Annotated in this window: 13 protein-coding genes and 1 pseudogene; 1 reads left to right on the top strand and 13 read right to left on the bottom strand. The window is 69.3% G+C overall.

The annotated features are described in order from the left end of the window. Nucleotides 1–30: 30 nt before the first annotated feature. The 13 genes and pseudogenes from HGN31_RS02360 to HGN31_RS02300 form a co-directional block, all read right to left on the bottom strand. Nucleotides 31–570 carry a hypothetical protein gene (locus tag HGN31_RS02360; RefSeq protein ID WP_036711685.1) on the bottom strand — a complete coding sequence of 180 codons (540 nt, stop codon included), beginning with the start codon at nucleotides 568–570 and terminating at the stop codon, nucleotides 31–33. Between the two features lie 4 nt (nucleotides 571–574). After that, nucleotides 575–1,570, bottom strand: a complete 996-nt coding sequence (mreC, locus tag HGN31_RS02355; RefSeq protein ID WP_074825958.1) for a rod shape-determining protein MreC — start codon at nucleotides 1,568–1,570, stop codon at nucleotides 575–577. Nucleotides 1,571–1,578: 8 nt separating this feature from the next. Continuing rightward, nucleotides 1,579–2,613, bottom strand: a complete 1,035-nt coding sequence (locus HGN31_RS02350; RefSeq protein ID WP_036704714.1) for a rod shape-determining protein — start codon at nucleotides 2,611–2,613, stop codon at nucleotides 1,579–1,581. A 184-nt stretch (nucleotides 2,614–2,797) separates the two neighbouring features. Next, a complete protein-coding gene (locus HGN31_RS02345; protein ID WP_036712070.1) occupies nucleotides 2,798–4,132 on the bottom strand; it encodes a glutamine synthetase family protein in 1,335 nt (444 codons plus the stop codon). 6 nt (nucleotides 4,133–4,138) lie between these two features. Continuing rightward, the gene (locus tag HGN31_RS02340) at nucleotides 4,139–4,963 is read right to left on the bottom strand and encodes an ABC transporter permease (protein ID WP_036704716.1); all 825 of its coding nucleotides are present in this window, start codon (nucleotides 4,961–4,963) and stop codon (nucleotides 4,139–4,141) included. Further along, on the bottom strand, nucleotides 4,960–5,844 hold the full coding sequence (locus tag HGN31_RS02335) for an ABC transporter permease (RefSeq protein WP_036704717.1): 885 nt from the start codon (nucleotides 5,842–5,844) through the stop codon (nucleotides 4,960–4,962). Before HGN31_RS02335 ends, HGN31_RS02340 begins: the two co-directional genes overlap by 4 nt. A 246-nt stretch (nucleotides 5,845–6,090) precedes the next feature. After that, a pseudogene (locus HGN31_RS02330) lies at nucleotides 6,091–6,813 on the bottom strand (transporter substrate-binding domain-containing protein); the annotation flags it as partial. A gap of 26 nt (nucleotides 6,814–6,839) precedes the next feature. Beyond that, nucleotides 6,840–7,667, bottom strand: a complete 828-nt coding sequence (locus HGN31_RS02325) for an ABC transporter ATP-binding protein (protein WP_168782206.1) — start codon at nucleotides 7,665–7,667, stop codon at nucleotides 6,840–6,842. 73 nt (nucleotides 7,668–7,740) lie between these two features. Then, entirely contained in the window at nucleotides 7,741–8,193 is a 453-nt protein-coding gene (locus HGN31_RS02320) for a tellurite resistance TerB family protein (protein WP_043133758.1), read from the bottom strand. Nucleotides 8,194–8,295: 102 nt separating this feature from the next. After that, on the bottom strand, nucleotides 8,296–8,604 hold the full coding sequence (locus HGN31_RS02315; protein ID WP_168782205.1) for a DUF1330 domain-containing protein: 309 nt from the start codon (nucleotides 8,602–8,604) through the stop codon (nucleotides 8,296–8,298). Further along, on the bottom strand, nucleotides 8,604–9,500 hold the full coding sequence (gene ppk2 / locus HGN31_RS02310; RefSeq protein ID WP_036712058.1) for a polyphosphate kinase 2: 897 nt from the start codon (nucleotides 9,498–9,500) through the stop codon (nucleotides 8,604–8,606). The genes HGN31_RS02315 and ppk2 overlap by 1 nt, the downstream gene beginning before the upstream one ends. 1,251 nt (nucleotides 9,501–10,751) lie before the next feature. Then, nucleotides 10,752–12,017 carry an ATP-dependent Clp protease ATP-binding subunit ClpX gene (gene clpX / locus HGN31_RS02305; protein WP_036708137.1) on the bottom strand — a complete coding sequence of 422 codons (1,266 nt, stop codon included), beginning with the start codon at nucleotides 12,015–12,017 and terminating at the stop codon, nucleotides 10,752–10,754. Nucleotides 12,018–12,222: 205 nt separating this feature from the next. Then, the gene (locus tag HGN31_RS02300; RefSeq protein WP_168782204.1) at nucleotides 12,223–12,852 is read right to left on the bottom strand and encodes an ATP-dependent Clp protease proteolytic subunit; all 630 of its coding nucleotides are present in this window, start codon (nucleotides 12,850–12,852) and stop codon (nucleotides 12,223–12,225) included. A gap of 145 nt (nucleotides 12,853–12,997) precedes the next feature. Here HGN31_RS02300 and pth point away from each other — a divergent pair, with 145 nt between their 5' ends. Then, nucleotides 12,998–13,705, top strand: coding sequence for an aminoacyl-tRNA hydrolase (pth, locus tag HGN31_RS02295; protein ID WP_168782203.1), 708 nt, complete (start codon nucleotides 12,998–13,000; stop codon nucleotides 13,703–13,705). Nucleotides 13,706–13,739: the final 34 nt, after the last annotated feature.

Here is a 13,739-nt window from a genome sequence, read left to right as displayed (position 1 = left end):
GGCAGGGGGCGGGCGAGGGGCGGGCGGGGGTCAGGCGAGGTCCATCTCTCCGGGTGCGGCGCGGCGCAGGCCGAAGGCGCGTAGCACCACCACGACCAGCGGATAGGCCGCGAGCGTGGCGATCAAGCGCAGGATATCCTGCCCCAACGGCGGCAGCGGCGCCAGCGCCGGGGGGATCACGAAAAGCGTCATCACCACCCGCTCGGCCAAAAGCCCGAGCGCCACGAGCGCGCCGACCCGCAGCCATTCGGCCACGAACCCCTGTTCGGCCCAGCGGGTCTCGCGCCGCCGCGCCGCCTCGGTCGCCACTACGGCGATGGCGGCGCCAAGCCCGATGGGACGCAGGAACAGCACGTCGGCCAGCAGCATGACGGCCGCCACCGACAGCACCGGCACCTGCTCGGGGCGGCGCAGCACCCAGGCGAGCGTCAGCGCCATCAGCCAGTCCGGCCCCGGCCAGCGGATCGCGCCGGGCGACAGCGGCAGCAGCGCCACGAGGATCAGCCCGAGGCTTGCGGCGAGGTAGAGGGCCTGGCCGATCAGCCGGCGCTGGCGGGGCGCGTCGAGCACCGGCTCAGTCCTCGGCCTGGACTTCACGGTCGGCCTCGGGCGCGGGCGAGTCGGTCGCCCGCACGGCACCCGCCGCGGCGGCGGCCTCGGCCGTGCCGACCGGCGAGGGGGCGGGGCGCGGGGGCAGGGGCGGGCCGATGAAGCTGGGCGGCGGCGGCGGGATCAGCCCGCCCGCGTCGGCCAGCTGCTCGGCCGGGTGCGAGCGCAGGACGCGCAGGAACTCGAGCCGGCCATAGTCGGCCGCGAGCCGCACCCGCATGCGCCGGTCGGACGCCTGCACCGCCTGGCCGACCAGCAGCCCCGGCGGGAACAGCCCGCCGTCGCCCGAGGTGATCACGCGGTCGCCGGGGCGCACGTCCTCGGGCGACTCCATGAAGTCGAGGACCGGGAACGGGGTGTTGTCCCCGGTCAGCAGCGCCCGCTGCCCCGAGGGCTGGATCGTCACCGGCAGCCGCGACGAGGGATCGGTGAGCAGCATCACCCGGCTGGTGGTCTGCCCCACGCCCGAGATGCGGCCGACGAGCCCCAGCCCGTCCATCGTCGCCCAGCCGTCAAGGATCCCGTCCCGCGCACCCCGGTTCAGCAGCACCGACTGGCGGAACGCCGTGCCTGCGTCAGTCATCACCACGCCCGAGACCGAGGTCAGCGCCGGGTCCAGCCGGACGTTGTTCTGCGCCAGAAGCTTGGCGTTCTCCTGCTCGAGCTGGACGGCGGCCTCTTTCCAGGCCGACATCTTCTGCAGCTCGCGCCGCAGCTCCTGGTTCTGCTGGTAGAGGCGCTGATAGGACTGCGCCCCCGCGACCATCCGGCTCGCGGCCGTGACCGGCGCCATCGCCCAGTCGAGCGACGGCACGAAGCGATCCACGAAGGCCGCGCGCATCCGCTCGGCCCGCGGGCTGTCGATGCGCCAGAACAGGAACATCCCGAACAGCACCAGCACCAGCAGCGCCACGAGGATGCGGCGCACGGGCGTCGCGTAGTCATGGCTGCGGCGCGCCATCGGCGGCCTCAGCTGTCGTAATCGATGACGTGGCGCAGCTGCTTTTCGTATTCCAGCGCCTTGCCGGTCCCCAGCGCCACGCAGCTCATCGGCTGGTCGGCGAGGCTGATCATCAGGCCCGTCTGCTCGCGCAGCGCAAGGTCCATCTCGCCCAGCATCGCGCCGCCGCCCGACAGCATCACGCCGCGGTCCACGATGTCGGCGGCGAGGTCGGGGGGCGTCGCCTCGAGCGCGATCATCACCGCCTCGCAGATCGCCTGCACCGGCTCGGCCAGCGCCTCGGCGATCATCGCCTGGGTGATCTCGACTTCCTTCGGGACGCCGTTCAAGAGGTCGCGGCCGCGCACCTGCATGACCGCGCCGCGCCCGTCGTCGGGCATCCGCGCGGTGCCGATCGAGGTCTTGACCTTCTCGGCGGTCTGCTCGCCGATCAGCAGATTGTGATTGCGGCGCAGGTAGTTGACGATCGCCTCATCCATCCGGTCGCCGCCGATGCGGACGCTGCGGGCATAGACCACGTCCCCGAGCGAGAGCACCGCGACCTCGGTCGTGCCGCCGCCGATGTCGACGACCATGCTGCCGGTCGGCTCGGTGATCGGCATCCCCGCGCCGATGGCCGCGGCGATGGGTTCCGCGATCAGCCCGGCCTTGCGGGCCCCGGCCGAAAGCACCGACTGGCGGATGGCGCGCTTTTCCACCGGGGTCGCGCCGTGGGGCACGCAGACGATGACCTTGGGCTTCGAGAACGAGGTGCGGCGGAACACCTTCTTCATGAAGTGCTTGATCATCTCTTCGGCGCTGTCGAAGTCGGCGATGACCCCGTCGCGCATCGGCCGGATCGCCTCGATCGAGCCGGGCGTGCGGCCCAGCATCAGCTTGGCGTCCTCGCCCACCGCCAGGACCTGCTTCTTGCCGTCCTTGACGTGATAGGCAACCACCGAGGGCTCGTTCAGGATCACGCCCTTGCCCTTGACGTAGATCAGCGTGTTCGCCGTCCCGAGGTCGATCGCGATATCGGTCGAAAACAGACCGCCGAATGCCATGTGCCGTAATCCTTCGTCTGCCCGTTTTCAGGCGGCCCGTTTGCCGCCTGCTGTCCCGAGGCCATTGTTGATCTGTGACCGCACGAGTCGCCCGCGCGCCCTGTCTGGCCGATGGCCCATATAGGCCGCGCGACCCAGCGGTGAAAGCTGTTTTCGCCCGGCTCGGCGGAACCCCGCGCCGCCGCTACACCGTGTCGAGATAGAGCTCGACGGTCTCCTCGTCCGACAGCTCGGCCATGTAGTGGGCCTCTTGCCGCTTGGTCATCACGAAGTTCTCGATCAGATGCGCGGGCAGGATGCGGCGGATCTCGGGCGAGGCCTCGAAGGCGTCGATGGCCGCGCCCCAGTCGGCGGGCAGTTGCTCGAGCGGGTGGTCATAGGCATTGCCGCTGATCGGGGCGGGCGCCTCGGCCCGGTCCTCGAGCCCGTTGAGCGCCGCCCCCAGGATCACCGCCGTGGTGAGATAGGGGTTCACGTCGCCGCCCGGCGTCCGATGCTCGATCCGCCGCGCCTTGGGGCCCGACGAGGGGATGCGGATCGCCGAGGTGCGGTTCTCGTAGGCCCAGCCGATGCCGGTCGGCGCATGGGCATTCGGCACCAATCGGTCGTAGGAGTTCTCGTGCGGGGCAAAGACCAGCGTCGAGCCGGGCATCGCGGCCAGGCACCCCGCGACCGCATGGCGCAGCCGGTCCGAGCCCGCGTCGGTGCCGTCGTCGAAGATGTTGTCGCCGTTCCGGTCCAGCACCGAGAAATGCATGTGCATCCCCGAGCCGTTGAACAGGTGATAGGGCTTGGCCATGAACGACCCGGCAAAGCCGTAGCGGCGCGCCAGACCCTTGACCAGCAGCTTGAAGAGCCACGCATCGTCCGCCGCCTTCAGCGGGTCGGGCTGGTGCATCAGGTTGATCTCGAACTGCCCCGGGGCGGCCTCGGAAATCGCCGTGTCGGCGGGAATGTCCATCGCCTCGCAGCTGTCGTAGAGGTCGGTGAAGAACTTGTCGAAGGCGTCGAGCGCCCGCAGGCTCAGCGTCTCGGCCCCGGTGCGGCGCTTGCCCGAGCGCGGCGAGGGCGGCACCTGCAGATGCCCCGACTGGCTGTCGTCGACGAGGAAGAACTCAAGCTCGGTCGCCACCACAGGGGTCAGCCCCGCGGCCTTGTAGCGCTCGACCACGCGGGCCAGCGCCTGGCGCGGGCAGCCGTCATAGGGCCGCCCGTCGGGGTGGAACATCCAGAGCGGCAGAAGCCCGGTCGGCGCGTCGAGCCACGGCATCGGCATGAAGCCGCGCTCGGTCGGCATCAACAGCCCGTCGGGATCGCCCGCCTGGAACACCAGCGGCGAGTTCTCGACGTCCTCGCCCCAGATATCCATGTTGAGCACCGAATAGGGGAACTTGGTCCCCTCGGTCAGCAGCTTGTCGGCAAAGCGCGCCGGGATGCGCTTGCCGCGTGCGACGCCGTTCAGATCGGCCGCCGCGACGCGGATCGTCTTGACCTCCGGGTGGTCCCTCAGCCAGTCCATGTTCGTTCACCTGATGAGCTTGGGCCGATACCTCAGCCGCTGGGCGGCGCCCGGCAGATGCCGGTTCAGCCGCCGGTTGACGACCCCGAAAAGGGCGATGAGCCCGAGGGTCAGAAGAATGAAATACCCCGCCACGATCGGATAGGCCACGAAGGGGTTGAAGGTCTTGTCGGCCAGATAGCTCGCGTAATACAGGCTGTCGCCCATCTGCTGCACGGCCGGAAACGCCGAAAAGAACACCAGCGTGGTGGCGTGGAAGAGAAAGATCGCCTCGTTGGTGTAGGCGGGCCACGACAGCCGCAGCATGGTCGGCCAGACGATGCGGCGGAACCGCGACCAGCCCGAGAGGCCATAGGCCTCGGCGGCCTCGAGGTCGCCCTTCGGGACATTTCGCAGCCCGCCGTGGAAGATCTCGGCCGAATAGGCGGCGGTGTTCAGGATCAGCACGATCAGCGCCCCGGCCCAGGCGCGAGCGAGCCACGCGGTGGGCACGGTGACGCCGAGCACGTTCAGCCCCTCGCGCGGCAGCAGCACCACCGCCGAATAGGCGAGGAAGAACTGGATGAAGAGCGGGCTGCCGCGGAAGACGAAGATGAAGGCCTCGGCCGGGCGGCGCAGCCACGGGTTGTCGCTGGCCTTGGCGAGCGCCAGCGCCGTGGCGAGGAAGAACCCCACCGCCAGCGCGAGGATGCCGAAGTAGAGGTTCCAGATCAGCCCCGAGCCGATCAGCACGAACTGGTGGCAGAGGTCGAAGTCGGTGCGCGGCAGGCCGCGCGCGCCGATCCCGATCGAGCGCAGGGCATAGTCGGCGAAGGTCTGCGCGCAGCTCATGGCGCGGCCCCGGCGTGGCGCATCCGCTCACCCGCCATCGTCGCCTGCCCGCGCGACAGCCGCCCCGAGAGCCGGTCGATCACCCGCTGCGAGATCCAGGTCATGCCGAGGTAGAACACCAGCAGCGCGAGGAAATACCACACCCGCCAGTCGCCGTGCGGATAGGCATAGGTCGAGGTCTTGGACCCGCCCAGCTCGCGCGCCCAGTAAACGATGTCCTCGACCCCGAGCAGGAACAGAAGCGGCGTGGCCTTGATGAGGATCATCCAGAGGTTCGAGAGGCCGGGCAGCGCATAGGTCCACATCTGCGGGATCAGGATGCGGCGGTCGATCTGCCGCGGGCTCATGCCGTAGGCCTCGCCGGTCTCGAGCTGGGCGCGCGGCACGGCCTGCATGGCGCCGTAGAGCACGTTGGCGGCAAACGCCCCGAACACGAACGAGAATGCCACGATGGCGAGCGTGATGCCGTAGAGGTCATGCACCCAAGGCGCGGCGTTCGACAGCGGCAGCTTGGCGGCCGGGCAGACGACGAACTCGTTGCCCTGCCGGACCGGCACCGAGGGGTCGCAATAGACGCGGCTGCGCAGCCACTCGAGCCCCTGGTCGAGCGCGATGGGCACGAAGAGGAAGAAGATGATGTCGGGCACGCCGCGGACGATGGCGGCGTAGGTCTTGCCCAGCCAGCGCAGCGGCGTCAGGCGCGAGCGTGCGGCCATGGCGCCCGCGAACCCCATCGCGAGCGCGATCGGCGCGGTGGCGACGAGCAGCAGCAGGACGATCCCGAACGAGCGATAGAACAGCAGGTGCGTCCCCGAGGTGAGGTAGCACAGCATCCAGGCGAGGCCGTCGAGGGCCTTGGGGTCGGCGCATTGGGCGAACATGGAGCGAGGCAAGGCCGCCGCCCCGAGCGCGGGACGGCGGCCTCGGTCAGGGCCGGATCAGTTGCTGGCCGGGGCCGCGGGGGCCGGGGCCGCCGCATCCGCCGCAGGCGCTGCCGCCGGGGCCGCGGGGGCCGCCGCCGGAGCCGTCGCGTCAGCAGCCGGAGCCGCCGCCGGGGCCGCTGCCGCAGGAGCCGCCGCCGGAGCCGCTGCCGCAGGAGCCGCCGCAGCCGCCTTAACCTCGGCGGCGAAGGTCTTGGCCTCGGGGCCGAACCACTTGCCGATCAGCGCGTCGAGGCTGCCGTCGGCCTTCATCTCCTCGATGGCCTTGTCGAACCGCGCCTTCAGCTCGGTGTCGGACTGGCGCATCCCGATGCCGATGCCTTCGCCCAGCGAGACGTTGTCCTGGCCGGTCACCCACACCAGCTCGCCGTTCGAATCCTTCATGAACGGGGCGAGGAAGTCCTTGTCGGCAAAGACCGCGTCGGCCTCGCCGTTGCGGACCGCGGCGATGGTCTCCTCGCCGGTGGCGAACTCGACCAGCGTGGCGCCGGTTTCGGCCACGTGGGCGGCCTGGATGGTGTTGGTCTGCGCCGAGACGGTGCCGTTGATGTCGGCATCGGCGGTCTTGGCGAGATAGGCCGAGGGCGGCGGCGGGGTGTAGGCTTCCGAGAAGGCAATCGACTTCTTGCGCTCGTCGGTAATGTTCATCCCGGCCATGATGGTGTCATAGTTCGACGCCACCAGGTTCGGGATGATCGAATCCCAGTCGTTCTTGACCCAGGTGCACTGGGCGTCGATCTTTTCGCACAGCGCGTTGCCGAGCTCGATCTCGAACCCGTCGAGCTGACCCTTGTCGTTGACGAAGTTGTAGGGAGGATAGGCGCCCTCGGTCCCCATCCGCAGGTTCTCGGCCATGCCCATCCCGGCGGTCAGGGCCAGCACGGCCCCGGCAAGCATCAGTTTCTTCATCACTCTCTCCTGTCGGTCGTGTTGTCTCAGGCGGCCATGGTCGCGCTGAGGAATTGGCGCAGCCGGTCCGTCCGGGGTGCGCGGAAAACCTGTTCGGGCGGGCCCTCTTCCTCGACCCGGCCCTTGTGCAGGAAGAGGACGTGGTCGCTCACGTCCGCCGCCAGCCGCATGTCGTGGGTCACGAGGATCATCGTCCGGTGCTCGGCGGCGAGGTCCTTGATGACCTTCACCACCTCCTGCTGCAGCTCGGGGTCGAGCGCGCTGGTCGGCTCGTCGAAGAGCAGCGCGCGCGGCTCCATGCAGAGCGCGCGGGCGATGGCGGCGCGCTGCTGCTGGCCACCCGAAAGCTGGGCGGGCCACGCCTCGGCCTTGTCGCCGATCCCCACCTTGTCGAGCAGCGAACGCGCCCGCGCCTCGACCTCGGCCGGGCGCTGGCCCAGCACCGTCACCGGCGCCTCCATCACGTTCTGCAGGACGCTGAGATGGGACCACAGGTTGAACTGCTGGAACACCATCGCAAGGTTGGTCCGCAGCCGGCGCACCTGCGCCCGGTCGGCGGGCTGGCGGGCGGGGCCGTCGCTGGTCCAGCGCACGGGCTCACCCTCGATCACGATCTCGCCGCGCTGGCTGATCTCAAGCAGGTTGCAGCAGCGCAGCAGCGTCGATTTCCCCGACCCCGACGAACCGATCAGCGTGACCACATGGCCGCGCGGCGCGGTCAGGTCGACGCCCTTCAGCACCTCGAGCGCGCCATAGGCCTTGTGCAGCCCGTTGATGCGGATGACCGGCGCCGCATCGGCAGCGGGGGCGGTGCCGGGCGGGGCGGGGGACGGCGAGGGAATGGCGGACGTCATGATCCGCCCATCTGGCGCAAAGCCGGGATGAAATGCAACGGGTTCGTGGCCGTGCCGGACGCGCCTCGGGCGGTCAGTTCAGGCTTCCGCCCTCGACCGACTGGCGGGCCAGCGCGCTGTCCACATCGTTGACGCCCAGAAGGCTCGCCGCCAGCCGGATCGCGGATTCCTCGGCCGCGCCGCGCGGCCCGTCGGTCAGGGCCACCGACCACATCGCGGCGATGACCGAGCGGCGCTGGTCGAGCGGGATCCGCTCCTTCACCGCGCGGGTGAAGCGGACGGTGTCGGGGGCCTCGGCCTCGAGCATCTCGGCCGCCGCCCGCCGGTCCGAGGCGAGCGCCGGGGTCAGCCCCTGCCGCCGCCCGAGCAGCGCGTCGATCCGGGCCTTTTCCGCCTGCGTGTAGTGGTTGTCGGCCCGCGCGATCCGCACCAGCAGCGCCGCGACGGCCATTTCGGCGTCATCCGCCGAAAGCCCGGTCTCGGGCGGCGTCTCACCAAACAGCCGTGGCAGCAGATTCCTGAACATGGGCCGAGTATCCAACGCGTCCGCGGCGGTTGCAACATGATGAAGATCATCGGCTTCAACCGCCCGCGGCGGGACGCGGGACTGGCGCGCGCGGAAGCTGCGTCAGGCGCCCGCGGCGGGATCGTCCCATCCGTCGACGATCACCACGTCTGCCTGGCTGCACGGGCGGCGCAGGGCGAGCGCCGCCTGATACTCGGCGCTCGCATAGCAGGCTTCGGCGTCGGCGCGGCTGGCGAACTCGATCACCACCGTGCGCGGGCGCGCCGTGCCCTCGACCACCGACTGCGGCCCGCCGCGGACGAGGAACCGGCCGCCGAAGCGGGCGAAGGCCGCGCCGTTGGCGGCCCGGTATGCCTCGTACCCCTCCGGGTCATCGACGGTGACGTGGGCCACCCAGTAGGCGCGGGGCATCAGTATTTCTCGGGCACGTAGAGCTCGCGCGGCAGCGTGTCCCGCTCGTAATCCGGGTTGAACACCCGGTCGGGCAGGCTGATCGGCTCATGCGCGATGTCGGTATAGGGGATCAGCCCCAGCAGGTGGCTGATGCAGTTGAGCCGCGCGCGCTTCTTGTCGTTGCCGGGCACGATGTACCACGGCGCCTCGGGGATCGAGGTGCGCTCGAGCATCTCCTCCTTGGCCTTGGTGTAGGATTCCCAGCGGACCCGGGACTGGAGGTCCATCGGCGACAGCTTCCACTGCTTGAGCGGGTCGTGGATGCGCATGAGGAACCGCATCTGCTGTTCCTCGTCGGTGATCGAGAACCAGTATTTCACCAGCCGGATGCCCGAGCGGACGAGCATCCGCTCGAACTCGGGCACGTCCTGGAAGAACTGCTCGACCTGCGGCTCGTCGGCGAAGCCCATCACCCGCTCGACGCCGGCGCGGTTGTACCAGCTGCGGTCGAAGAGCACGATCTCGCCCCCCGCCGGCAGATGCGGGACGTAGCGCTGGAAGTACCACTGGGTCTTCTCGCGGTCCGACGGCGCCGGCAGCGCCACGGTGCGGACCACGCGCGGGTTCAGCCGCTGTGTGATGCGCTTGATGACGCCGCCCTTGCCGGCGCTGTCGCGGCCCTCGAAGAGCACGACCACCTTTTCCTTCGAGTGGCTGACCCAGTCCTGGAGCTTGATCAGCTCGGACTGCAGGCGCAGCAGCTCGGTGTAGTAGATCTGGCGGGGCAGGGGGTTCGGATGCATCTCCTTGTAGGCGGCGGCGATCTGCTTGGGCAGCATCGCGTCCTCAAGGTCGAGCTCGAAATCCTCGTCGAGGCCTTCGTCGATGGCGAGCATGTCGAAATCGGTGGTCATCGTCGGTCCCTGTCATGGCGCGGCGGTTGGCCGGATCATGCGAAGCTTTCGCCGGCGGCGCAACCGGGCGGCGCGGGGCGCCGCGGCTGGCGCGGGCGAGGCGCGGGGCGGCATTTTGCCGCGCGGGTGTGGGGAGGGGGGGCTCGCCGAGATGGGTCGGCGTTGGGCAGGGGGAAAAGCCGAAACCTTCAGGAAGAATGCTGGGGCTCCTTCCGGCGCCGAGAGGCGCAGCGGCGGACCTCCGCTGGGAGCATCGCGGCACGGTAGGCACGTCGCACGGGGATGGAGTACGCGAGTGGCGCCGGATACCATGGCCCCGTCCGAGCTGCCCAGAACATGAGCCATCCGGCGAGCGGCACGCCTTCGTCAGGAAGGCCGAGGACGCGGGGAGTGCCGGATAATACATGGTCGCACGGTCCATCCACGGGGCGCTGAGGGCAGCCCATCCGCGCCAAGCCGCGTGCAGCGACATCCGCATCAACTGACCGCGGTGATCGAGCTCGTGGCTCGGGAAGACTTTCGCACGGTCTGACATCGGACAAGCGTTCGCTTGCGGCCTGCGATGGTCGATTCCCACGATTGTAGCCGCCGGCCGCTTAGGCCGAACCACCCGCCGCGATGCTTGCCGCCATCGCCTTAACTGCGGCGACATTCCCGTACCTAGACAGCGAAACGCGAGAGGCTTCCCCACTCAACGTGGTAGGACGCCCGGCTAAGCACCAACCTAGCCCGGCAGCGCCAGCCTGCCGCAGCCAGGTCCCTCTTCGGCTCGGCCTGTATGTGCAGCAGCTGGGCGGCGGGGTGGTCCACCGCCTCCTCGTTGACCGCCACCTCGGTCACGCTGCTCAGCTCCGGCCTGGCACCTAGGCAGGTCGCCGCCTTAGCGCCGCTAACTCCGCGGCGGCCGGATCTTTCTTCGGCTTGGCGTGGATCTGCAGCGGCTCGAGGCGGGGTTGTCGACTGCCTCCTCGTTCACCACCACCTCGGTCACGATGCACCCCGCTGGCAACTCGGCCAACGAGGCGAGCAGGTTGTCCAACTGTACGACACCGAACAAGTGTTCGCTCGCGTCCTCCCATGTTGGTCGCCGCGACCGGCGCGACCGGTCCATCGGGCCCATCACCCACCGCGATGCTTGCCGCGGTCGCCCAACGCGGCGCGATAGCCTCGTAGCGAGCAGTCGATACGCAAGAGGCGCCCCCCGCTCACCGTGGCAGGGCGCCCCCGTTAAACACCAAAGCCGACGCCGCCTTACCCCGCGGCGGCCGGCTCCTTCTTCGGCTCGGCGTGGATCTGCAGCGGCTTAGCGGCGGGGTTGTCCACCGCCTCCTCGTTGACCACCACCTCGGTCACGCTGCCCAGCCCTGGCAGCTCGAACATCGAGTCGAGCAGGATGTCCTCCATGATCGAGCGCAGGCCACGGGCGCCGGTCTTGCGCTTGATCGCCCGCCGCGCGATCGCCTTGAGGGCATCGTCGGTGAAGGTCAGCTTGACGTCCTCGAGGTCGAAGAGCCGCTGGTACTGCTTGACCAGCGCGTTCTTGGGCGCGGTCAGGATGGTGATCAGCGCCTCCTCATCCAGGTCGGTCAGCGTGGCGATGACCGGCAGGCGGCCGACGAACTCGGGGATCAGCCCGAACTTGAGCAGGTCCTCGGGCTCGAGCTGCTTGAAGAGCTCACCCACCCCGCGCTCGTCATTGTCCTTGACCGAGGCGCCAAAGCCGATCGCGGTGCCCTTGTTGCGTTGCGCGATGATCCGGTCGAGCCCGGCGAACGCGCCGCCGCAGATGAACAGGATGTTGGTGGTGTCGACCTGCAGGAACTCCTGCTGCGGATGCTTGCGGCCGCCCTGCGGGGGGACGCTGGCGACCGTCCCCTCCATGATCTTCAAGAGCGCCTGCTGCACCCCCTCGCCCGAGACGTCGCGGGTGATCGAGGGGTTGTCGGACTTGCGGGTGATCTTGTCGACCTCGTCGATGTAGACGATGCCGCGCTGCGCCCGCTCGACGTTGTATTCCGACGCCTGCAGCAGCTTCAGGATGATGTTCTCGACATCCTCGCCCACATAGCCGGCCTCGGTCAGCGTGGTCGCATCCGCCATGGTGAACGGCACGTCGAGGATCCGCGCCAGCGTCTGCGCCAGCAGCGTCTTGCCGCAGCCGGTCGGGCCGATCAGCAGGATGTTCGACTTCGCCAGCTCGATGTCGGTCTTCGACGAGTGGTTCAGGCGCTTGTAGTGGTTGTGCACGGCCACCGCGAGCACGCGCTTGGCGTGCTCCTGCCCGATCACGTAGTCGTCGAGCACCGCCATGATCTCGCGCGGAGTCGGCACCCCGTCGCCCGACTTGAGCCCCGAGGACTTCGTCTCCTCGCGGATGATGTCCATGCACAGCTCGACGCATTCGTCGCAGATGAACACGGTCGGGCCCGCAATGAGCTTGCGGACCTCGTGCTGGCTCTTGCCGCAGAAGCTGCAGTAGAGCGTGTTCTTGCTGTCACCGCCGGGCTGGTTGGCCATCGTCGTCGTCCTCGTTCGTCAGGTGCCCTGCGGCCGTGGCCCCGGGGTTCGTCGTCTAGCCGTCCCCTCGCCGGGCCCGCGGGCTGCGCCCAACGCCCGGTCCGGATGCGTCCGCCCATGTTAGGCAGCCCGCGCGGCGGTCACAATCCCGCATTTCCGTCGCAATCGACCGCTCGCCCCGCGAGGCGCGCCCGGCCGCGGGACCTCAATTCTCCGGGACCGCCTTGCCGCGGTCGGCCAGGATGTCGTCGATCAGGCCCCAGTCCTTCGCCTCCTCCGGCGACATGAACCGGTCCCGCTCCAGCGCCGCCTCGACCTCGTCCAGCGTCCGGCCGGTGTGCTTGACGTAGATCTCGTTCAGCCGCTGCTTCAGCTTCGAGGTCTCCTGCGCATGGATCAGGATATCCGACGCCGTGCCCTGGAACCCGCCCGAAGGCTGGTGGACCATGATCCGGCTGTTGGGCAGCGAGAAGCGCTGCCCCTTCTCGCCCGCGGCGAGCAGCAGCGAGCCCATCGACGCCGCCTGGCCGATCACCAGCGTCGAGATCCGCGGCCGGATGTACTGCATCGTGTCGTAGATCGAGAGCCCCGCGGTCACGTACCCGCCGGGGCTGTTGATATACATCGAGATGTCCTTGTTCGGATTCTCGGCCTCGAGGAACAGCAGCTGCGCACAGGCCAGCGTCGCCATCCCGTCATGCACCGGACCCGACAGAAAGATGATCCGCTCTTTCAGCAGGCGCGAGAAGATGTCGTAGGCGCGCTCGCCGCGCGACGTCTGTTCGACCACCATCGGGACGAGCGTGTTCATGTAGAATTCTGCCGGATCGTGCATCTCGCGCCTGTCGTCCCTGCCGTTGCCTGATGTGTGTCTCGAATCGCCGCTGGTCCCGGCCCTGAGGGACCTTTCATAGGGGCGAAAGGTTGACAGAGTCTTAGTTACGGGCAACGTCCGCCGCAAGGGACCGGGGATTTCCGTGATGCTGCTGATGGTAGGCCTGGGCAATCCGGGCGCGAAATATGCGGGCAACCGCCACAATGTCGGCTTCATGGCGCTGGACCGGATCGCCGCCGATCACGGTTTCTCGCCGTGGAAGTCGCGCTTCCAGGCCCTGACCGCCGAGGGGCGGCTGGGCGAGGCGCGGGTGACGCTGCTCAAGCCGCAGGGCTTCATGAACCTCTCAGGCCAGGCAGTGGGCGAGGCGATGCGCTACCTCAGGCTCACCCCGGCCGAGGTCATCGTGCTGCATGACGAGCTGGACCTCGCCCCCGGTCGGGTGCGGGTCAAGCAGGGCGGCGGGCACGCCGGCCACAACGGGCTGCGCTCGATCCACCAGCACATCGGCGAGGCCTACGGCCGCGTCCGCATCGGCATTGGCCACCCCGGCCACAAGGACCGGGTCGCGGGCTATGTGCTCTCGGACTTCGCCAAGGCCGAAGAGGCGATGCTCGACGACCTGCTGCGCGGGATCTCGGACGGGGCGCCGGCGCTGGCCGCGGGGGATGGCGCGCGGTTCCAGAACGCCGTCGCCGCCCGCACCGCGCCGCCGCGCAACAGCGGCACCCGCCCCGCACCGACGCCTGCGCCGGCCGCAGCCCCCGCCGCACCCCCCGCCGCGCCGCCTGCGCCCGACCCCGAGCCCGACCTCGCCAGCCGCCTGCGCGCCCTCACAGATCGCTTTCGCTGAACTCTTCCCTGCGCCAATATCCCGGGGTCCGGGG

Origin of the sequence: Paracoccus sanguinis (assembly GCF_012689545.1) — a bacterium.
In the GTDB taxonomy this organism is placed as follows: domain Bacteria; phylum Pseudomonadota; class Alphaproteobacteria; order Rhodobacterales; family Rhodobacteraceae; genus Paracoccus; species Paracoccus panacisoli.
The sequence above is the reverse complement of the archived record's forward strand: the minus strand, read 5'-3'. Positions and strand labels throughout refer to the sequence as shown.